This window comes from Burkholderia sp. 4NA327C6, from assembly GCF_005502655.1.
GTDB lineage: Bacteria > Pseudomonadota > Gammaproteobacteria > Burkholderiales > Burkholderiaceae > Burkholderia > Burkholderia contaminans.
The window spans coordinates 26,957-47,417 of the sequence record NZ_SCNZ01000021.1 but is presented as its reverse complement, the minus strand read 5'-3'; the positions used below and the strand labels follow the sequence as shown (position 1 = coordinate 47,417).

General features: G+C 67.6%; 18 protein-coding genes. 3 read left to right on the top strand and 15 right to left on the bottom strand.

What is annotated here, in order from left to right; genetic code table 11:
• From FFS49_RS21525 to FFS49_RS21505, 5 genes are all read right to left on the bottom strand, one after another.
• The gene (locus FFS49_RS21525) at nucleotides 1-1,419 is read right to left on the bottom strand and encodes an MFS transporter (protein ID WP_105818977.1); all 1,419 of its coding nucleotides are present in this window, start codon (nucleotides 1,417-1,419) and stop codon (nucleotides 1-3) included.
• Between the two features lie 207 nt (nucleotides 1,420-1,626).
• The gene (locus FFS49_RS21520; protein ID WP_027791109.1) at nucleotides 1,627-2,463 is read right to left on the bottom strand and encodes an ABC transporter permease; all 837 of its coding nucleotides are present in this window, start codon (nucleotides 2,461-2,463) and stop codon (nucleotides 1,627-1,629) included.
• A gap of 37 nt (nucleotides 2,464-2,500) precedes the next feature.
• Complete coding sequence (locus FFS49_RS21515; RefSeq protein WP_046550015.1) at nucleotides 2,501-3,757, bottom strand: ABC transporter permease; 1,257 nt, start codon at nucleotides 3,755-3,757, stop codon at nucleotides 2,501-2,503.
• Between the two features lie 102 nt (nucleotides 3,758-3,859).
• Nucleotides 3,860-4,906: an ABC transporter substrate-binding protein gene (locus FFS49_RS21510; protein ID WP_105818880.1), complete on the bottom strand. Its 1,047-nt coding sequence runs from the start codon at nucleotides 4,904-4,906 to the stop codon at nucleotides 3,860-3,862.
• Between the two features lie 78 nt (nucleotides 4,907-4,984).
• A complete protein-coding gene (locus FFS49_RS21505) occupies nucleotides 4,985-6,091 on the bottom strand; it encodes an ABC transporter ATP-binding protein (protein WP_039358214.1) in 1,107 nt (368 codons plus the stop codon).
• 108 nt (nucleotides 6,092-6,199) lie between these two features.
• Between FFS49_RS21505 and FFS49_RS21500 the strand changes: the two genes are divergently transcribed.
• Nucleotides 6,200-7,723, top strand: a complete 1,524-nt coding sequence (locus FFS49_RS21500; protein ID WP_105818881.1) for a PLP-dependent aminotransferase family protein — start codon at nucleotides 6,200-6,202, stop codon at nucleotides 7,721-7,723.
• Nucleotides 7,724-7,759: 36 nt separating this feature from the next.
• Here the strand turns inward: FFS49_RS21500 and FFS49_RS21495 are convergent, their stop codons facing one another.
• From FFS49_RS21495 to FFS49_RS21475, 5 genes are all read right to left on the bottom strand, one after another.
• Nucleotides 7,760-8,794 (bottom strand): lipase secretion chaperone, encoded by a 1,035-nt coding sequence (locus FFS49_RS21495; protein ID WP_105818882.1) that lies wholly within the window; start codon nucleotides 8,792-8,794, stop codon nucleotides 7,760-7,762.
• Between the two features lie 3 nt (nucleotides 8,795-8,797).
• Nucleotides 8,798-9,892: a triacylglycerol lipase gene (locus FFS49_RS21490; RefSeq protein WP_105818883.1), complete on the bottom strand. Its 1,095-nt coding sequence runs from the start codon at nucleotides 9,890-9,892 to the stop codon at nucleotides 8,798-8,800.
• Between the two features lie 228 nt (nucleotides 9,893-10,120).
• Nucleotides 10,121-12,253 (bottom strand): TonB-dependent copper receptor, encoded by a 2,133-nt coding sequence (locus FFS49_RS21485; RefSeq protein ID WP_105818884.1) that lies wholly within the window; start codon nucleotides 12,251-12,253, stop codon nucleotides 10,121-10,123.
• A gap of 82 nt (nucleotides 12,254-12,335) precedes the next feature.
• A complete protein-coding gene (locus FFS49_RS21480; RefSeq protein WP_071332900.1) occupies nucleotides 12,336-12,704 on the bottom strand; it encodes a DUF2946 domain-containing protein in 369 nt (122 codons plus the stop codon).
• 156 nt (nucleotides 12,705-12,860) lie between these two features.
• The gene (locus tag FFS49_RS21475; RefSeq protein ID WP_105818885.1) at nucleotides 12,861-13,397 is read right to left on the bottom strand and encodes a cytochrome b; all 537 of its coding nucleotides are present in this window, start codon (nucleotides 13,395-13,397) and stop codon (nucleotides 12,861-12,863) included.
• 225 nt (nucleotides 13,398-13,622) lie between these two features.
• Between FFS49_RS21475 and FFS49_RS21470 the strand changes: the two genes are divergently transcribed.
• Complete coding sequence (locus tag FFS49_RS21470) at nucleotides 13,623-14,261, top strand: Pr6Pr family membrane protein (RefSeq protein ID WP_039358356.1); 639 nt, start codon at nucleotides 13,623-13,625, stop codon at nucleotides 14,259-14,261.
• 48 nt (nucleotides 14,262-14,309) lie between these two features.
• On the opposite strand, the gene FFS49_RS21465 is transcribed toward FFS49_RS21470, so the two are convergent.
• The gene (locus FFS49_RS21465; RefSeq protein WP_039358196.1) at nucleotides 14,310-15,044 is read right to left on the bottom strand and encodes a peptidoglycan DD-metalloendopeptidase family protein; all 735 of its coding nucleotides are present in this window, start codon (nucleotides 15,042-15,044) and stop codon (nucleotides 14,310-14,312) included.
• 423 nt (nucleotides 15,045-15,467) lie between these two features.
• Between FFS49_RS21465 and FFS49_RS21460 the strand changes: the two genes are divergently transcribed.
• Nucleotides 15,468-15,788: a hypothetical protein gene (locus FFS49_RS21460; protein WP_039358194.1), complete on the top strand. Its 321-nt coding sequence runs from the start codon at nucleotides 15,468-15,470 to the stop codon at nucleotides 15,786-15,788.
• Between the two features lie 118 nt (nucleotides 15,789-15,906).
• On the opposite strand, the gene FFS49_RS21455 is transcribed toward FFS49_RS21460, so the two are convergent.
• The 4 genes from FFS49_RS21455 to FFS49_RS21440 form a co-directional block, all read right to left on the bottom strand.
• A complete protein-coding gene (locus FFS49_RS21455) occupies nucleotides 15,907-16,251 on the bottom strand; it encodes a DUF4148 domain-containing protein (RefSeq protein ID WP_039358191.1) in 345 nt (114 codons plus the stop codon).
• 200 nt (nucleotides 16,252-16,451) lie between these two features.
• A complete protein-coding gene (gene gndA, locus FFS49_RS21450) occupies nucleotides 16,452-17,864 on the bottom strand; it encodes an NADP-dependent phosphogluconate dehydrogenase (protein ID WP_071332901.1) in 1,413 nt (470 codons plus the stop codon).
• A gap of 97 nt (nucleotides 17,865-17,961) precedes the next feature.
• Nucleotides 17,962-18,603, bottom strand: coding sequence for a DUF938 domain-containing protein (locus FFS49_RS21445; protein WP_105818886.1), 642 nt, complete (start codon nucleotides 18,601-18,603; stop codon nucleotides 17,962-17,964).
• Nucleotides 18,600-19,496, bottom strand: a complete 897-nt coding sequence (locus FFS49_RS21440; RefSeq protein WP_105818887.1) for an NAD-dependent protein deacetylase — start codon at nucleotides 19,494-19,496, stop codon at nucleotides 18,600-18,602. Before FFS49_RS21440 ends, FFS49_RS21445 begins: the two co-directional genes overlap by 4 nt.
• Between the last annotated feature and the right edge of the window lie 965 nt (nucleotides 19,497-20,461).

The window sequence follows — 20,461 nt, the reverse complement described above, 5'->3', positions numbered from 1 at the left end:
CTACTCCGCAGCCGGCTCCTTCACGCGTTCCGACGCGGCCGGCACGCCCGCGCGATGCGACGGCGCAAACAGCCGCAATCCACTCGCGACGCTCGCCGCTCCGGCGAAACCTGCACCGAGCATCAGCGCGAGCGTCGGCCCGTGGTGCCCCGCGATCCCGAACGACAATGCGACGAGCGCCGCACCCGTCGCCTGCCCGATCAGCCGTGCGGTCGCGATGATCCCGCTCGCGCCGCCGCTGCGCTCGGGCGGCGCGCTCGACATCAGCGCCTTCAGGTTCGGCGACTGGAAGAAACCGAAGCCCGCGCCGCACAGCATCATCCGCCAGCCGATGTCGATGACGCCCGGTGCCGCCGGCAACGCGGCGAGCGACACCATGCCCGCGCTCAGCAATGCCAGACCGATCGCCCCGAGCAGGCCCGGCGGATAGCGATCCGACAAGCGCCCCGCTATCGGCGCGGCGAGCGCGACGATCGCCGACCACGGCGTCATCAGGAACCCCGTCTCGACCGCGTTGCGATGCAGGACGGTTTCGAAATAGAACGGCAGCGACACGAACGCGAGCCCCTGCGCGGCGAACGCGCACACGGCGGTCAGCGCGGACAGCGTGAACACCGGCCGGCGAAACAGGTCGACCGGCAGCATCGGCGCCGGGTGCCCGGCCTGGCGGCGGATCAGCAGCCAGCCGAAGACGAGCGCAACCGCCGCCGCCGCGAACACGATGGAAAGCGGCCCGCGCTGCGCGAATTCGCCGAGCGCGAAGATCAGCGACGCAAACGTGATCACGTTGAACAGCGCGGCGACCGGATCGAACACATGCTTGCCGCGCGCCGTCTGCGGCAGCGACGGAATCGCCACGGCAAGTGCGAACACGCCGAGCGGCACGTTCACCGCGAACAGCCACGGCCACGCGGCGACCGACAGGATCAGCGACGCGATCGTCGGCCCCACCGCGAACGACACGCCGACCACGAGCGCGTTGAAGCCGACGCCGCGCCCGAGCCGGTGCGCGGGAAACAGGCCGCGGATCAGCGCGACGTTGACGCTCATGATCGCGCTCGCGCCGAAGCCCTGCACGATCCGCGCGACCGTCAGCATCGGCAGCGTCGACGCGAGCGAGCAACCGAGCGACGCGAGCGTGAACACCGCGAGGCCGGCGACGTACACGCGCTTGTGGCCGACGATGTCGCCGAGCGACGCGAGCGGCAGCAGCGTCGCGACCATCGCGAGCTGGTACGCGTTGATGATCCATACGGACGCGGCGGGCGACGCATGCAGGTCGGCGGCGATCGCGGGCAGCGCGGTGTTCGCGATCGCGGTGTCGAGCGTCGCGAGCGCGACGGCCAGCAGCACGGCGGACATCGCACGCCAGTTGACGGCCGGCTCATGCGCGCCGGCGGGGGAAGCGAATTCGGACAAGATGAGGCTCGGCTGACGAGCGACGCGTTGCGCCGCGTCGCGGATTGGACTCGCGGCGGCGTTCCGGACGCACCGCACGGAACGCGCGCCGCCGCGCCCGTTATTGTTGCAGAGCCGCACCGAACGTGCAGGCGGCCGCCTCGTCAGTCAGCGAAATGAAAGAAAATGCGCCGCTGCACGGCGGCGCATCGTGCCGAACGTGATGGATCAGCTCACCGCGCGCCGCGCATTGCGACCGCGCAGCCACTCGAGCGCCAGCAGCAGGCTCGTCGAGAAGATGATCAGGATCGTTGCGAGCGCAGCGATCGTCGGGCTGATGTTCTCGCGGATACCCGTGAACATCTGGCGCGGCAGCGTCGTCTGGTCCGCGCCCGCGAGGAACAGCGTGACGACGACCTCGTCGAACGACGTCGCGAACGCGAACAGCGCGCCCGACATCACGCCCGGCGCGATCACCGGCAGCGTCACGCGGAAAAACGTCGACACCGGATTCGCGCCGAGCGACAGGCTCGCGCGCACGAGGTTCTGGTTGAAGCCCTGCAGTGTCGCGGCCACCGTCGTCACGACGAACGGGACGCCGAGCGCCGCGTGCGCGGCGATCAGCCCCGTGTAGGTGTTCGCGAGCCCGAGCGGCGCGAAGAACAGGTACATGCCGACGCCGACCACGACGACCGGCACGATCATCGGCGACAGCAGCACGGCCATCAGCAGCCCCTTGCCGCGGAAGTCGGCCTTCGTGAGACCGATCGCGGCGAGCGTGCCGAGCACGGTCGCGACGACGGTCGCCGACGGCGCGACGATGAAGCTGTTCTTCGCGGCCATGCGCCACTCGTCCGATGCGATCAGGTTCTCGTACCAGCGCATCGAGAAGCCCGGGATCGGATAGACGAGGAACGTGCTCGACGAGAACGACAGCGGCACGATCGCGAGCACCGGCAGGATCAGGTACAGCAGCGTCAGCACGACGAGCACGCGCAATGCGACGTACCACGCGCGCTCGACGAACGACATGTGCGGCGCGAACAGCGGCCTGGCGAGTTTCATGGTTCGAATCTCCTTCCCGTATCGTTGCACGCGGCACTCAGCCGAGGCTCACGTTGGTGCGCGTGAAGCGCCCGTACACCGCGTACAGCACGAGCGTCGCCGCGAGCAGCAGCCCGCCGAGCGCACACGCCATGCCCCAGTTGATCGTCACGTTCGTGAAGTACGCGACGTAGTAGCTGACCATCTGGTCATTCGGCCCGCCGAGCAGCGCGGGTGTGATGTAGTAGCCGATCGCGAGGATGAACACGAGCAGCGCGCCCGCGCCGACGCCCGGGTAGGTCTGCGGCACGTACACGCGCCAGAACGCGGCGAACGGGTGGCTGCCGAGCGAGACGGCCGCGCGCTGGTAGGTCGGCGGGATCGACTTCATCACGCTGTACAGCGGCAGGATCATGAACGGCAGCAGGATGTGCGTCATCGAGATGTACACGCCGACGCGGTTGAACAGCAGCGTCAGCGGATGCGAGATCAGCCCGCTGCCGATCAGCGCCGTATTGATGAGCCCTTCGCTCTGCAGCAGCACGATCCACGCGGCGACGCGCACGAGCACCGACGTCCAGAATGGAATCAGCACGAGGATCATCACGAGGTTCGCGCGCCGCTCCGACAGCGTCGAGATCCAGTACGCGAGCGGATAGCCGAGCAGCAGCGCGAACAGCGTGACGGCGACGCCGATCACGAACGTGCGGCCGAAGATCGCCAGATAGATCGACTGGTCGGGGTCGGCCTGCACGACGTGGCCGAAACCGTCCTGCTTGTGGTCGAGTGCAGCGAGCAGGTAGAACGGCGAATACGCGCTACCGTTCTTCGCGATCGCCTGCCAGTAAGCGGCATCGCCCCAGCGCGAATCGAGCTCGACCAGCTTGTCGCGCGTCTGCGCGGGCGTCAGTGCCGCGTCGTTGTCGCCTTTCAGCGGCATCGCGCGCGCCGTCTTCGCGACGAGCGAGCGATAGCCTGGAATCTCGGTGTTCAACCGCCGCGCGAGCGCCCCCATCGCCTCGCTGTCGGCCACCTTCGTCATGTCGGCCGCGAGTGCGACATACGCGGCGTCGGCCGGCGGCGCCTTGCGGTCCCAGCTCGACAGCGCCCTGACCGTGTTCGGCAGCGCCGCGGCGATCTCGGGGTTCTGCACCGCGCGCGTGAGCAGCGCGCCGATCGGCACGACGAAAATCAGCAGCAGGAAAATCGCGAGCGGCGCGACCAGCAGCAGTGCCATCGTGCGCTTGCGGGCCTCGGCGGCCTTCAGCTCGCGCTTGAGCGCGGCGTTCGACGGCGAGGAAGGCGCGATCGTCATCGTATTCAACGGTTCTCTCCGGCCGGGCACGATCCGGCGGAAGGCCGCGCGACACGATCGACGCGTCGCGCGGCGGGTTGCATCAGGATGCCTGAATGACGGTTACTTCGTCGCCCACGCGGCGAAACGCTGCTCGAGCTCGTCGCTGTGGTCGGTCCAGAAGCCGATGTCTTCCAGCACCGCGTTCTTGCCGTTGGCCGGCGAGTTCGGCAGGTTCGCCAGCGTCTTCGCGTCGAGCGACTTGATCGCCGCGATGTTCGTCGGGCCGTACGCGATATGCTGCGCGTAGCCCTGCTGCGGCTTCGGCGTCAGCGTGTACGCGATGTACTGCTCGGCCAGCGCCTTGTTCGGCGAGCCCTTCGGAATCGCCCAGTAGTCCAGGTCGTAGATGCTGCCGTTCCACACGACCTTCAGGTTCTTGCCTTCCTTCTGCGCGGCGTCGATGCGGCCGTTGTACGCGGTCGACATCACGACGTCGCCGGCCACCAGGAACTGCGGCGGCTGCGCGCCCGCTTCCCACCACTGGATGTACGGCTTCAGCTCGTCGAGCTTCTTGAACGCGCGATCCTGCCCGGCCTTCGTGCCGAGCACCTTGTACACGTCCTTCGTCGGGACGCCGTCGGCCATCAGCGCGAATTCGAGGTTGTAGCGCGCGCCCTTGCGCATGCCGCGCTTGCCCGGGAATTTCTTCACGTTCCAGAAATCGGCCCAGCCGGTCGGCGCCGATTTCAGCTTGTCAGCGTTGTACGACAGCGCCGTCGACCACACGAAGAAGCCGACGCCGCACACCTGCGGCGATTCCGGAATCAGGTCGGATTTCTTCGCGATCTTCGACCAGTCGAGCTTCTCGTACAGCCCTTCGTCGCAGCCGCGGTTCAGGTCGCCCGATTCGACTTCGACCACGTCCCAGTTGACGTGCTTCGCCTCGACCATCGCCTTCACTTTCGCCTGCTCGCCGTTGTATTCGACGGCCGTGACCTTGTTGCCGGTCGCCTTCTCGAACGGCTGGTTGAACGCGGCCTTCTGTGCGTCGCCGTTCGCGCCGCCGAAGTTGACGACCGTGAGTTCGGCAGCCGATGCCGATGCGCCGACGACGGCGAGCGCCAAAGCCAGCGCGGTGCGCCGTCCGGTAATGCGTGCTCGGTTCATGATGGTTCCTCTCCTCTCGTGGTGGAAGTGGGCAGTTGTTGTTGACGACGTGCTACGGAAAATCGGGGGAAACGCGGCTCATGCGAACACGCGCAGGTGTTCGGGCGAGAACGCGAGCGCGACCGGTGCGCCGGGCGAGAACGCATCGAGCGCGCCGGTGCCGAGCGGCACCTTCACGAAGCATTCGTCCTGGCCGGGCAGCGCGCAACGCATGCGCACGTGGTCGCCGAAATAGATGAGGCTGCGCGCCTCGCCGCTCAGCTGGTTGGCGGCCGCGCCGTTCGCGTGCCCGTTCGCGCCGTGCGCGGCGAGGCTCATGCGTTCGGGACGGATGCACGCGACGGCCGGCGCCCCCTCGGCTGCATCGCCGATGCGGCGGCCGACGAGTTTCGTGCCGTCGTCGAGCCGGAATTCGCAGAATTCGCCGTCGACGCGCGCGATGGTGCCGCGCAGCCGGTTGCTGTCGCCGATGAAGTTCGCGACGAATTCGTTGCAAGGCGATTCGTACAGGCGGTCGACGGTGTCGAGCTGCTGCACGATGCCCTTGTCGAACACGGCGACGCGATCGGACATCGTCAGCGCCTCGCCCTGGTCGTGCGTCACATACACGAAGGTCACGCCGAGTTTTTCGTGCAGCGCCTTCAGTTCGTACTGCATGTGTTCGCGCAGCTGCTTGTCGAGCGCACCGAGCGGCTCGTCCATCAGCACCAGCTTCGGCTCGAACACGAGCGCCCGCGCCAGCGCGATGCGCTGCTGCTGGCCGCCCGACAACTGCGCCGGGTAGCGTTTCGCGAAGCGCTCCATCTGCACCATCTTCAGCGCATGCGCGACGCGTTCCGCGCGCTCGCCCGCCGGCAGCTTGCGCACGGTCAGCGGATACGCGACGTTCTGTTCGACCGTCAGGTGCGGAAACAGCGCGTAGTTCTGGAACACCATGCCGATGTTGCGCTTGTGCGGCGGCACGTTGTTCAGCAGCTCGCCGTCGAGGCGGATCTCGCCGCCGGTCGGGAATTCGAAGCCGGCCAGCATCATCAGGCAGGTGGTCTTTCCCGAGCCGGACGGCCCGAGCAGCGTCAGGAATTCCCCGCGGTGGATATCGAGGTCGAGCGATTTGACGACCAGCGTTTCGCCGTCGTAGGTCTTCCGCACGCCGCGAAAGCTGACGATCACATCATCGGACTTCATCGTGGCTGTCCCCTTGCTTCGCGACAATTGATTTTGAGATGCGAGCCACTATACGGCGCCCACGGTTCTACAATAGGGAACCATTTCAATATTACTAGTAGGACCACTTTGGATACCGTGATCCTCGCCGACTGGCTCTCTGCCCGCCTCGACCGCAGCTCGCCCGAGCCGATGTACCGGCAGTTGCTGCAGCAGATGCAGCAGGCCATCCTGACCGGGGAATTGGGGCCAGGAACAAAGCTGCCGAGTTCGCGCACGCTCGCGGCCGACCTGTCGATCGCGCGCAATACCGTGCTGCACGTGTACGACCAGCTGACGGCCGAAGGCTACGTGCTGACGACCACCGGCAGCGGCACCTATGTCGCCGACACGCGGCCGGACGCCGCCGCGATCCTCGTGCCGGGCGCCGCGCCGCCGCCGTCGAGCGCCGATGAACCGCCGCTGCCGGACGCGCAGGGCAGCCTGTCGATGCGCGGCCGGCAACTGATCGAGCATGCGGGCGTGTCGCGGCGCCAGTGGGGCGCGTTCATGCCGGGCGTGCCGGACGTGTCGGAATTCCCGAGCCGGACGTGGAGCCGCCTGCAGGCGCGGCTGTGGAAGGAAGCGAATCCCGAACTGCTGACCTATGCGCCGGGCGGCGGCTACCGGCCATTGCGGCGGGCGCTCGCCGATTACCTGCGCGTCGCGCGTTCGGTCAAATGCTCGCCGGACCAGGTGATCATCACGACGGGCATCCACCAGTCGATCGATCTCGCGGTGCGGCTGCTGTCCGACATCGGCGATCGCGCCTGGGTCGAGGAGCCGTGCTACTGGGGCGTGCGCAGCGTATTGCAGGCGGCCGGCCTCACGCTGACACCGGTGCCGGTCGACCAGGAAGGGCTCGACCCGCGTGCCAGCGACATGCAGCATCCGCCGCGGCTCGTGCTCGTCACGCCGTCGCATCAGTACCCGCTGGGGATGGTGATGAGCCTCGCGCGACGCCGGATGCTGCTCGAATACGCGCGCCAGCACCGCTGCTGGATCATCGAGGACGACTACGACAGCGAGTTCCGCTACGGCAGCCGCCCGCTCGCATCGCTGCAGGGGCTCGACGACGGCGGCCGCGTGATCTACGTCGGCAGCCTCGGCAAGATGCTGTTCCCGGGGCTGCGGATGGGCTACATGGTCGTGCCCGAGCATCTGGTCGACACGTTCCGCACCGGGCTGTCGGAGCTGTACCGCGAGGGCCAGCTGATGCAGCAGGCCGTGCTCGCCGAATTCATCATGGACGGCCACCTGACTTCGCACGTCAGACGAATGCGCACGCTGTACGGCGAGCGCCGGCAACTGATGATCGACGCGATCCGCACGCGCTTCGGCGACGCGCTGCCCGTGATGGGCGACGAGGCAGGCCTGCATCTCGTGCTCGGCCTGCCTGACGCCTGCGACGATCGCGCGGTCACGCAAAGCGCGTTCGACGCGGGCGTGATCGTGCGCCCGCTCACCAGCTATTACAGCAGCCTCGACACCGCGCGGCGCGGCCTGCTGCTCGGCTATGCGTGCGTCCCGCACGAAGGCATCGGCCCCGCGTTCGACACGCTCGCGAATACCATCGAGCGACACCTGCCGCAGGATCTCACGCGCGCGGCATAGCGGCGCTCATGCGCCGCGCCGCCCGCGCCTCCCGCGTTACCGCGCGCTGCCCGCCCCGCGATCGAGCGATGCCGCGCGCACCGCTTCGCCGGGCTTCGTGAACACGCGCTGCCGCAGCGCGGCGATCTGCGCGTCGCGATCCTGCGGCGTCAGGCCCGCCGACTCGATCTGCGCACGCTGCGCCGCATAGTCCGCATAGCGGCTCTGCCACGACGCGTCGTCCTGCTGCATCTGCGCGACGCGCGCAGCGGCCTCAGGGCCGAGCGTCTGCGTCAGCTGCGCGCGCATCGCATCGGGCGTTGCCCCGCTCTTCTGCAATTGCGCGATCTGGTCGATCGCCGCCCGCTGCCGGTCGATGCGTTGTTGCGCCGCGCGTTCGTCGGCCGGCATCTGCTGTTCGAGCGCGGCGAGCCGCTCGGCCTTCTGCGCGTCCGTCAGCGTCCGGTCCTGCGTGATCTTCAGTCGCGCGAGGTCGTAGCGCTGCCGCCACTGCTCCGCACCAAAAAACGGCTGGCTCCAGTCACCGAGCGTGCGATATGCAATCGACGCGCGCTGGTCGAGCGCGAGCTGCAGCGCGCCGAGGTCGGACTTGTCGACCGCGCCGGCATCGCGCAGTTTCGCGAGTGCATCGAGATAGGCGCGATAGCGATGCCATACGTCGAGCGCTTCGGCCTGCGCAACGGTGCCGTCGAGTTGCGCGGCAATCTCGCGCACGACGAACGCATCGAGCGCGGGCGCGCCCAGGTCGCTCTGTGCGGTCAGGCAGTAGTCGAAGAAGTCGCGCACCGCGCGCGACTTCGCCAGATGGCCGCCGGCATCGAGCGGCAACCGGGGCGCACTGGAGCCGGCCAGCGACGGCGGCAGGCCCGCGCTTGCCGGCACGGCGGCCTGCGGCGGTGCGGCAGCCAATCCGCCTGCCACCGGCGCATCCCGCGCATCGCCGGCAGCGCCCGTCCCGCGATGCCAGCCCGCACCGCTCCACATCGCCACGCCGGCAATCGCCGCCAGCCCCACGGCACCATAAATCATGGCGCGCCGCGCCAGCGGCGCGCGTCCTTCACGTACCGTCATCGATTACACGCCCGCCAGCTTCAGCCGGTTCGCATGCGTGCGGATCACCGCGACCGGATCTTCCGCATATGCACCGCGCACGCCGAGCAGCTGGTTGATCTCGTCGAGGTGGTTCCACTTGTAGCTCGTGCTCAGCACCTTGCCGTACAGCGCACTGCACTTCGACACGAGCCCGTCGTTCTGCCCGGAGCTACGATTGATCATCACCGTACCCGTGCCGAACAGGGCAAGCGTCGACAGGTCGAGCGCGTTCGCCGGATCGACGAGCGGAATGGTGCTCGTATCCGTTGCGCCCGTCACGCCGAACGCGGAGAGCGTCGGCTGGATCGCCGTGCCGGCCCACGAATACAGCAGGTGCGTGTTGCCGCCGACGGTTTCCGTCGGCGCGCCGGTCTGGCAACTGCCGGGCGCACCCAGGCCCGCACTCGGATAGTTCTGGTTGTACGTGGCAGCGCGTGCGGTCGTCAGCGTCTGCAGCGCGGCGAGCGCGTCCTGGTTCGTGTTGTGGCTGCTGCTCGTCAGGATACCGAACACATTGACGAACGCGGCGATCACCGATGACGAAAGTCCGGTCGGGTCGTATGCCAGCACGGTCTGCACGAAGTCGGCGAATTCGGAGCCGCGATGCGGCGTACCGATCGTCGTCACCGACGCAACGAGATCGGGCGCGACGGCAGCAACATAGCGCGACGTGAGGCCCCCCTGGCTGTGGCCGACGAGATTGACCTTGGTCGCCCCCGTCGCCGCGAGCACCGTCTTCACGTAAGCGAGCAACTGCTCGCCGCGCCCGTTCGGGCCGTCGTCACTCTGGAACCCCGACAGGTTCGCGACGTAGACGGTCGCACCGTTCTGTTGCAGGTCCTCCTGGATCCCGTACCAGTACTCGAGCACGCCGGCGTACTTGTCGGTACCCGTCAGCCCGTGCACGAGGATGATCGGATAACGCGTCGCCGCGTAGCCATCGGCGGGCGCGGTCGCCGCCATCGCCGCGTGCGTCGTCGCGAGCGTCATTGCCACAGTCGTCCCCGCGAACGGCGCGATGCTCATCGCGCATGCCACTGCCCCTGCCACCACCCTGGAACGCATCGTATTGGCCATGCATGTTCTCCTGATTATTGTGCTGCCGGTGCGAATGAAGCCGGATCGACACGCACTATGCGTCGCCAACATCGCGACCACCGTGTGCGTCGAATGCGGGAGTGAATCACGAGTCGCGAACGTTTGCGCCCTGACTAGACACGGTTCTCTAATCGGTTGACGCGCCCCGCCCGTTCGGGCGGGGCCGCGTTCATGCGTGCACATGCTGCAATGCACACGCGCGATTCGTCAAAGCTTCGCACTCACACGCAACCATGCGGTCCGGCCCGGCTCCATCACCGGCGAGTTCGCCGGATAGCCGAAGCCCGCGTTGCCGGCGAGGTTCAGGTGCTCGGTGTAGGCCTTGTTCAGCACGTTGTCGACGCCGACCGAGATCTGCACGGTCTTGCTGACGTTGTATTGCGCATGCAGCGAGAGCACACCGAATCCGGCGCTCGGGCCGAAGTCCTTGCCGACCACGTTGCCCTCGTTCAGCGCATAGCGATGCTGCGGCGCAACGATGCGCCACAGCCCCCCGGCCGACCACGCACCGCGCGTGTATTCGAGCCCGATGCGCGCCTCGAGCGGCGGCATCTGCGGCAACGGATCGCCGGTTGCCACGTTGCGCCCCCACGCATATGCGAGCGACGTCTCGACGCGCAGCGGCGAAACCGGTTTCCACGAGACGCCCGCTTCGCCACCCATGATCTGTGCGTTGACGTTGGTTGCCTGCGTGGTCGGGCCCATCATGCCGGCCGCATAGTTGAACAGGATGAAGTCCTGAACATAACCCGCATACGCCGACACCCATGCATCGAGCCGTTCGCTCTTGTATTGCGCGCCGATGTCGAGTTGCGTGGTCTTCTCCGGCTGCACCGCCGAGAACGCGTTGACCGACCCGGCCGGCCCGCGCTTCGCGGAAAACAGCTCCCAGTAGTCGGGATAGCGCTCCGTATGGCCGACGCCCGCGTACCACGTGACGGGCAGCGACGCGAGATCGCGCTCGTAGCGGAGGAAGCCGCTCGGCAGCACGCGCGTGCGATCGTCATCGAAGGTCGGGTTCGGCTTGCTCTTCATCATGCCGCTCGCCGTTGCGCGCTTGTCGCGCGCGCTCGCATAGTCGATGCGCGCACCGCCGATCACGCGCGACACGTCGTTCGCATACCACGTCAGCTCGCCGAACACGCCGGCGTTCCACATCGTCGCCTGCGCATCCCACGGCTTGTCGCCATAGTTCTGCCGCCCCATCGCCGAGCGCGAGTCGAGCCGGTTCGATTGCGCATCGACGCCCGTCACGAGCTTGAAGTCGTCGGCGAAGCGGAACGTCGCGGCCGTGCGCGCGCCCAACGTGCGACGCCGAACTTCCGATGCCATCCGCATCGGCATGCTGCTGGTCGGATCCGGTTGCCGTAACGTGTAGTTGTCCATCACGTGATCGGCTTCGTTGTAGTACACGCGTGCCTCGATCCGGTCGAGCACGTCGCCGAGATGCTTCCTGTCGAACGACAGGCCGAACGTCTCGCGGCGGAAATGCGCGCCGTCCATCCCGCGCCCCGCGTAGCGCGCATAGCCGTCGCCGGTGCCGGCGGTCAGCTCGACGCGCGTGTGGTCGTCCGGCGTCCAGCCGAGCGCCGCATCGGCGTTCCACTTGTCCCACTGCGACGGCACGGTGTTGCCGTTGCCGTCCTTGTAGTCCTGCGAATGCGCGTGGTTCGCGGTCACGCGGCCATAGACGTCCGGCGTGCCGGCCGTCACGTCGACGTTCTGGTCGTTGCGGCCGAACGACCCGCCGACCAGGCTGCCCTCGAAGCGCATGCCGGGCTTGTCGAAGCGGGGCGTCACGCGCTCGAACATCACGGTGCCGGCCGACGCGCCGGGACCGTACAGCACGGTCTGAGGCCCCTTCACGACGGTGACCTTGTCATAGCTTTCCGGCGCGATATACGACGTCGGCGCATCCATCCGGCCCGGACATGCGCCGAGCGTCGACATCCCGTTCGCGAGGATGTTCAGCCGCGAGCCGAACATCCCGCGCAGCACGAGGTCGCCGTTGGTGCCGCCGCTGCGGATCGACGTGAAACCGGGGATCGTTTTCAGGTAATCCGCGCCGTCGCTGGCGGGCAGCGGCTGGCGCGGCGTCTTCGGATCCGTGACGACGACGAGCGGCGTCGACAGCGGCGATGCGACGACTTCGATGGCCGGCAGCGGCGCGGCCGTCTCGTCGGTCGGCGCGCGGGGCGCGCGCGTCGTTTCGGCAGCCGCGGCGCTTGCAGCCAATGCACTGACAGCAAGTGCGGGAACGGTGAGTTTCAGCACGCGCGGCAACCGCCGCGCGCAGGCATTGCGTGACGCCCGCGGCGCACGCAACTGGAAAATGGTCATGATCGAAAGCCCGAGTGACGCCCTCCACGCGGCCTCGACGGGCCGCACGGATATCGGCGATGAATGGAACGGAAACAGCGCGTCAGGCGCGCTCGGGCGGGGCGCGCGGGTACGCGCGCGGATAGCGGTCGGTGCGCGCCGCGACGGCAGGCGGCGCGGCGGCGGAAACGGAAACGACGGGAACGGAAGCGAGTGCTGCGGCGGCAGGCCCGCCGATCGCGGGGCTGTGCGCGAAGAAGCCGCAGTAGCCGCATGCATCGAGATGCAGCGCATGATCGTGCATGCGGCCCGCACCAGGCGACGGATGCGCCCCATGCTCCGTACTGCAGACGATCGCGTCGGGCGTGGCCGCCTGCGCGACGCGCCACTGCGACACCAGCGGCGCCGCGATCGCAAACCAGATCGCGAGCACGCCAAGCCAGGCGGTCAGGTGACGATGTCGGTGCAGCATGCTCGGCAACGAGTAAGCGGAATGTAAAAACAGCCGAGATGTTACAGAATGTTCAACGCGATGGCCAGCGCGGATGGCGGTAAACGAACCGGGGGGCGTATGGTTGTCAGCACAACCATGCGCCCCCGCCTGCTGCAGGCTTCCGGAACGTGCCGCTCAGGGCGCCATGCGCCGCAGCACGTCGTCGCGCCGGATGAAATGATGGTAAAGCGCGGCCAGCGCGTGCAGGCCGATCACGAAGTAGAACGCGTTGCCGATCAGCTCGTGCGCTTCCTTGATCGTCGGCCGCAGCGCCTTGTCGGGGCCGAACAGCGTGAACGATATACCGAGCCAGTCGAGCGACACCGGCTTGCCGCCCAGGTTGATCATCATGATGCCGAGCAGCGGCTGCGCGAGGATGAACACGTAGAGCGCGACATGCGCGAGCTTCGAGAGCCAGCGCAGCAGCGCCGCTTGCGGAATGGCCTGCGGCACACGGCTGACGGCCCGCCACAGCACGCGCAGCACCGACAGCACGAGCACGAGCGTGCCCGCGGTGAGATGCACGTTCATCCAGAACACCCGGCTGTCGCTGCCTTTCGGCCCGCGGATTTCGATGGCCAGGTAGGCCAGCGCCACCAGCAGGAAGACGGCCCAGTGGAAGAAGATCGCGGGCGAGCTGTAGCGCGTCTGTTTCGCGAGGATGTTTCTCATGCTTCGTCTCGTGTTGGATGCGGGGATCGGCGCATGCGGCCACCGGCCGGCGCCCGTCAAAACTGCCCCGATTGTAGCCGCACGGGCGCACGGTTTTGCACGACGCGCGCAAATATCCGACGAATCGTCCACGCACGCCATGCAGCGCACCATATGGAAAATCCGCATCGCGCGCCGGGACGACTGTGGCACGATGAAGCTTTGGTGCGACGGCGCGCGGGCATCATGAGCAAGGCGTTCTTCGTTGCGGCCTATCGGCTGATCGCCGCGTTGCTCGCGGTATCCACCACGCTGCACAGCGTCGCCGACTACTGGCACCTGCCGGGCTTTCATCTCGGCAACTACCTCAGCTACTTCACGCAACTGAGCAGTCTCTACGCGGCCGCGATGCTCGCCGTCGGGCTCTGGCGCATCGCGCGCCCCGGCTCGGCCCGCTACGAATCGATGCGCGGCGCCGCGGTGCTGTACGTATTGATCACCGCGATCGTCTACGAACTCCTGCTCGCGCGGCTCGATGCGCTGCGCCACGTCACGCCGGCGTTCAACAACTGGGTGCTGCACCGGATCGTACCGCTCGTCATGCTGTGCGACTGGCTGTATGTGGAGCCGCGCCTGCCGATCCCGCGGCGCAGCGCGTTCGTGTGGCTCGGCTTCCCGATCGTCTATCTCGGCTATACGCTCGTGCGCGGCTCATTCGAGAACTGGTATCCGTACCCGTTCGTCGATCCGCGGCCGCACGGCTACTTGCCGGTCGCGATCCAGTGTTCGCTGATCGCGCTGGGCGCGGCGGCGCTCGCCATGGGTATTCGCTGGCTCGGCAATCACGCGAGACAGTCCGGTGCGGTGACGCTCAGGAAAGGATGAAGGCGGGAGCGTGTGCGCCGCCCGGCGCACACGGGGTGAAGAGAGACGTCAGCCGCCGTTGCGCGGCAGGAAGTTCATCGGATCGACGACCTTGCCGTTCTGGCGGACTTCGAACTCGAACGTCGAGCGGCCGCTCGCGTCCGCGCCCATTTCGGCGACAGGCTGGCCCTGGCGCACCGCGTCGCCCTCGTTGACGAGCAGTTTGCCGTTGTGTCCGTAGGCCGTGATGAGCCCGTTCTCATGCTTCAGGATCACGAGCGGGCCGTATGCCTTGACGCCCGACCCGGCATAAACCACGCGCCCGGCCGCCGCGGCTCGCACCGAATGGTCGGGCCCGGATGCGACGATCACGATGCCGCGCGTCTTGCCGGCCGAGAACGGCGTCGCCACGGCACCGGTGGCCGGCCAGGCGAGCGAGCCCGGCTGCGCGGCCGCCGCGGGCGGCTGCCCGAGCGACGTCGCGGCAGGCGGCGGCGCGACGCGCAGCACTTGACCGGGATACACGGCATCGGTCGGCGCCATGTGGTTCCAGCTGGCCACGTCCTGGACGCGCTGCCCGTACGCGTTCGCGACGCCCGCGAGCGTATCGCCCGGATTCACGCGGTAATAGCCGGCGATCACGCCCGGCGTCGCGGCCGAAGTGGGTGCCGGCTGGCGCGCCGGCTGCCAGCTGTCGGTCCACGGCGTCATCGTGCAGCCCGTCAGCGCGATGGCTGCGGCAACGAGCACCGCCTGCGGCAGCCGGCGCGTCAGCGCATCGTGGATGGGAATAGTTTCTCTCAAAGGTCCTCCCGGATTTGCGTCGTTGCGCCGCCCACCGCCCCCCGGCGCGCGACGCACGATGTCCGGCCGAACGGCCGGACCAATCAGTATCCGACCGCGCTTGCGGCCGTCAGTTTCCACAGCGGGACGTTGGTGCGAATGGACTCATCGGCCCCTTTTTCGCGTGTCCCGATCGGCAAAGATACCATTTGTGGCGGTCAAGGCCGCGTCAGGCGCCTGATCCGGCAACAATCTTGCGGCATCGCCCCGGCGCTCCTGTGGCCGGCAAGCCCCCCGCACGGGCCGTCAGGCGGGCCTGAAGCGGCTTGTCCGCATGCCGTGCCGCCCTCGCCGGCAGTACCGATCCCGTCACATTCTTCCCTTCGATCGCCACCTATACTCGGTGATGCACTGCGCGACCCAACGACAACGAGGAGCATGACAATGAACAACGCGACGTTTCTTTCCGTGCAGCTCGACGCCGACGACTTCTCCGGTTCCAGCGGCCTGGTCGAATTGCTCAACCGGCACCTGCTGTTCGCGACCGACGTCGCCGAGGCGGCCGATGCGCTCGTCCAGCTGGCGAGCGTCGCGCACATGACCGGCGCCACGCGCCACAGCGTCGAGCTGCCGATCCTTGCGATCGAGCGGCTGCGCGATGCGCTCGACACGCTGAGCGGCTACGACGAAACGTGGCTGCAGGTGCTGGAACCGGCCGAAGCGCTGTACCGGGATATCGGGCGCGGCCGGCGCGCACTGCACTGAACTGACGGCTCGCGCGACACGCGCGCCGCCAATGGAAACAGCCCGCCGTTCCGGATGACGGAACGGCGGGCTGTTCGTACTTCGGGGGTCGGATCAGGCCGCCGGGGCGGCCCAACCATTAACGACCCTTGTAGATCGGGGCGTCGTCAGCGATGCGCTTGACTTGCCAGCCGGTCTTGGCCTTGGCCGGTGCGCCGGATTCTTGCGCAGCGGCCGGTTGCGCGCCGTAGCCGGTCGTGTCGGCAGCGGCGACGTTCTGTTGCGGGTTCAGGCGGGCTTCAGCAGCCAGGATGCCTTCCGGGTAGTTCGTACGGTCGCTGCCCAGCTTGTAGCCGGCCTGTTGGACGGCGACCAGATCGGCCTTCACTTGTGCACGGGTGACGGGCGCGTTCTGTTGGGCGAACGAGACGGCGGGAACGGCGAGGACGGCAGCTGCGGCGAACGTTGCGATCAGCGATTTCATGATTACCTCCGGGATTTTTTTGCTCCGCCGCACACACCATGTCTGCAGCGATGGAACAGAGTTTAGTCCCGGCAGCACCTAGGGAAAACCATGAAAGAACGAAAACACTGTTTCCCCGGAGCCAACAATGTCGGCATCCGGGATAGAAAAACCCTATTCAAAGAATAGATTTTCGCAACAATGTTGCAGCCGCCAGCCCGTTACGACCAGTTCGCGTGGAAGCTGCCCGGCTTGTCGGTACGCTCGAACGTGTGCGCGCCGAAGAAGTCCCGCTGCGCCTGCACGAGGTTCGCCGGCAGCCGCTCGGAGCGGTAGCTGTCGAAGTACGCGACCGCCGACGCGAACGCCGGTACCGGCACGCCGGCCTTCACCGCGGCGACCACGACGTCGCGCAGCGATGCCTGGTAATTCGCGGCGATGTCCTTGAAGTACGGATCGAGCAGCAGGTTCGCGAGCGCCGAATCCTTCGCGTACGCGTCCGTGATCTTCTGCAGGAAGCGCGCGCGGATGATGCAGCCCGCACGGAAGATCTTCGCGATCGTCCCGAGATCGAGGTTCCAGCCGTACTCTTCCGACGCCGTGCGCAGTTGCGCGAAGCCCTGCGCGTACGAGATCACCTTGCTCAGGTACAGCGCGCGGCGCACCGCTTCGACGAACGCGGCGCGATCGCCTTCGAACGGCGCGGCGGACGGGCCCGACAGGACCTTGCTGGCCGCGACGCGCTCGGTCTTCAGCGACGACAGCACGCGCGCAAACACCGATTCGGTGATCAGCGGCAGCGGCACGCCGAGATCCAGCGCATTCTGGCTCGTCCACTTGCCGGTGCCCTTCTGCGCGGCGCGATCGAGGATCACGTCGACCAGGTGCTTGCCGGTTTCCTCGTCCTTCTTGCCGAAGATCTTCGACGTGATCTCCATCAGGTAGCTGTCGAGCTCGCCCTGGTTCCACTCGGTGTACACCGCGCCGAGTTCGTCGTTGGTCAGGCCCGCGACGTCCTTCAGCACCGCGTAGCTTTCGGCGATCAGTTGCATGTCGCCGTATTCGATGCCGTTGTGGACCATCTTCACGTAATGGCCTGCACCGTCCGGGCCCATGTAGGCGACGCACGGCTCGCCGTCCGACGGCGCCTTGGCGGCGATCTGCTTGAGGATCGGCTCGACGAGGTCGTATGCGTCACGCTGGCCGCCGGGCATGATCGACGGGCCGCGCAGCGCGCCCTCTTCGCCACCCGACACGCCGGTGCCGATGAAGTGCAGGCCCGATTGCGCGAGTTCCTGGTTGCGGCGGATCGTATCGGTGAAGTGCGTATTGCCGCCGTCGATCAGCACGTCGCCCTTCTCGAGCAGCGGCTTGAGCGACGCGATCGTCGCATCGGTCGCCTCGCCGGCCTTCACCATCATCAGGATCCGGCGCGGCGTTTCGAGCGACGCGACGAACTCCTCGAGCGTGTAGGTCGGCACCAGATTGCGGCCGGGGAATTCGGCGATCAGTTCGTCGGTTTTCTCGCGGCTGCGGTTGTACACCGACACCGCGTAACCGCGGCTCTCGATATTGAGTGCGAGATTGCGGCCCATCACCGCGAGCCCGATCACACCGATTGCTTGTTTGCCCATTAGTCAATTCTCCGGAAAAAACGGGGCGCGACCCGAACCGGGTCGCGCGCACAGGCGAAAGGATAGTGGAAACCCGGCGGCGATGCGCGCTTGCGTGTCATTGCTCCGCGTGCGGCAGCCGCCGGAACACGACGCTCAGGTTGTTCGCCGGCATCTCGACCACCTCGATGCAGTCGAGCCCGCGATCGAGGCCGAGCGCAACGACGGTCTCGAGATCGCGCACGCCCCACGACGGGTCGCGGCTGCGCAATTGCAGGTCGAACGCCTCGTTCGACGGCGCCGTATGCCGGCCCTCGCGGCGATACGGCCCGTAAAGGAACAGCACGCCGCCCGGCCTCAGCAGGCGCGACGCCCCCGCGAACAGCGCGTCGGTGCAGGCCCACGGCGAGATGTGGATCATGTTGATGCAGACGATTGCATCGAGCGCGTCGACCGGCCACGACGCGTCGCGCACGTCGAACGCGAGCGGCCCGGCAACGTTGGCGAGGCCCGCATGGGCCACCCACGCGGCGATCGAGCGCCGCGCCTGCGCATCGGGATCGCTCGGCTGCCAGTGCAGGCCCGGCAGCGCCTGCCCGAAGTGGACCACGTGCTGCCCCGTGCCGCTCGCGATTTCGAGCACGCGGCCGCTCGCCGGCAGCACCCGACGCAAGACGTCGAGGATCGGCCCGCGATTGCGTTCGGCCGCCGGCGCCGACAGCCGCGCCGACGGATCGGGAGAAGCGGTCGGATCGGTCACGATGCCTGCTCCGGTGCGTGGCTCGCGAGGCCCAGCCGCGCCGTCAGCGCGTCGAGCGCGGGTGCGCAGCGCGCCTCGACCTTCAGCGTCAGCATCGGATCGGCGCGCGTATGGCCGAGATTGAGCGCGGCGACCGGCTTGTTCTGTGCCTGCGCCCATACGCAGAAGCGGTAGCCGGAATACACCATCAGCGACGAGCCGACGACCAGCAGCGCATCGGCCGCCTCGAGCGCCTGCGACGCGAGCGCCACGCGCTCGCGCGGCACGTTTTCGCCGAAGAACACGACCGCCGGCTTCAGCAGCCCGCCGCACGCGGGGCATGCCGGAATGCGGAACGTGTCGAGCGCGGCCCATTCGAGGTGCGCGTCGCCATCCGCGGCCGGCTCGGCCTCCGCGCCCAGCAGTTCGGGATTGTCGGCCTCGAGCATGACCTGGATCGTCGCGCGCGCATGATGCGCGCCGCAGCCGAGGCACGTGACGCCGTCGATTCCGCCGTGCAGTTCAATGACGTCGCCGCTGCCCGCGCGCTGGTGCAGGCCGTCGACGTTCTGCGTGACGAGACGCTCGATCCGTCCCGCGCTGCCGAGCCGCGCCAGCGCCACGTGCGACCCGTTCGGCCGCGCGCGGCCGACGACGGGCCAGCCGATCATGCTGCGTGCCCAATAGCGCCGCCGCGCGGCATCGGAGCCGAGGAATTCGTGGAGCTGGATCGGCGGCGAACGCATCCATTGGCCATTGCGGTCGCGATAGCCGGGAATGCCGGAATCGGTGCTGATGCCCGCGCCGGTCAGTACCAGCAGGCGCGGATGACGCTCGACGAACGCGTGCAGCGCATCGAGTGCGGCCGGATCGACGTCGACGGTTGAGGGGTCGTTCTGAGCTTTGTCGTTCATGTTGGCAACGCGTGATCGGGCGCGCCGGCAAGCCGTGCGCCCGCACGGGCGGCCAGGCACGCCAGCACATGATACAGAACGCCGCGCGATCGGGCCGATGGCCCGCATCGCACGCCGGCGCACAAAAAAAGACGCCCATCCGCCACTCGGCGATGGGCGCTTCAACAATTGATCCATCGGGGTAGTGGATCAACTGACAGCACAATTTCGCGGCGTCCGCCTTCCTGCGGCTGGTGAACGCTTCCCCTGGACTCCATGTGTTCCGCGATGCCGAATGCGTCGATGCGCTGCCGGCTTTCCGGTTCGCCCGGTCGCGCCGCCACGATGTATGGCGCGCACACGCCTACGCCGCGCGACGACTCGCGTTGCGCGCGGCAGATTGACGATCCGGGATCCGGGCCGGCCATCCGCAGGCATTCACGGTTCATCCCCGACGGCCGACCGGCACCAGTCGGCCTCGTGCGTCATGCCAGCACGTCGTCGTTCAGAACAAACCCGATTGCTCGGATGGAACGGAAAGCCGCGCGCTCACGTCGCCTCGACAAACGGCGAAGCGAATAGCCCGGCAGGTCGGCGATTCATGTTTGCAACACGACACGTTGCGATTCGGTCTGTTTTCATTCTCTTGTCCCCGTCTCCGATACGTCCGACCCACTGAAGCGATCGCCGGACCGACTGCGTCCGCGACCGCGCTCACGGCGTGCACAGTTATGCAAGGAGCGCACCATGCTTCATGCCGCAAGGCTGCGCGGGCCGATACGGGGCCATCGGCGCGCATCGTGCCCCGACAAGCAGCGCGAACGTTTCGAAACTGAAACGCAGGCTGGAGCGGCTTCCGTTGGCCGGGCGAGCCGTCACGCGGCACCGGCCCGTGCGGGTGGCGCGGCGTTGCATCCGCGCGCGATTGCCGAGCGGCTTACAATCGCCACACAGTGCCACGTTTGCGCGAATGGAAGTCCGGACCC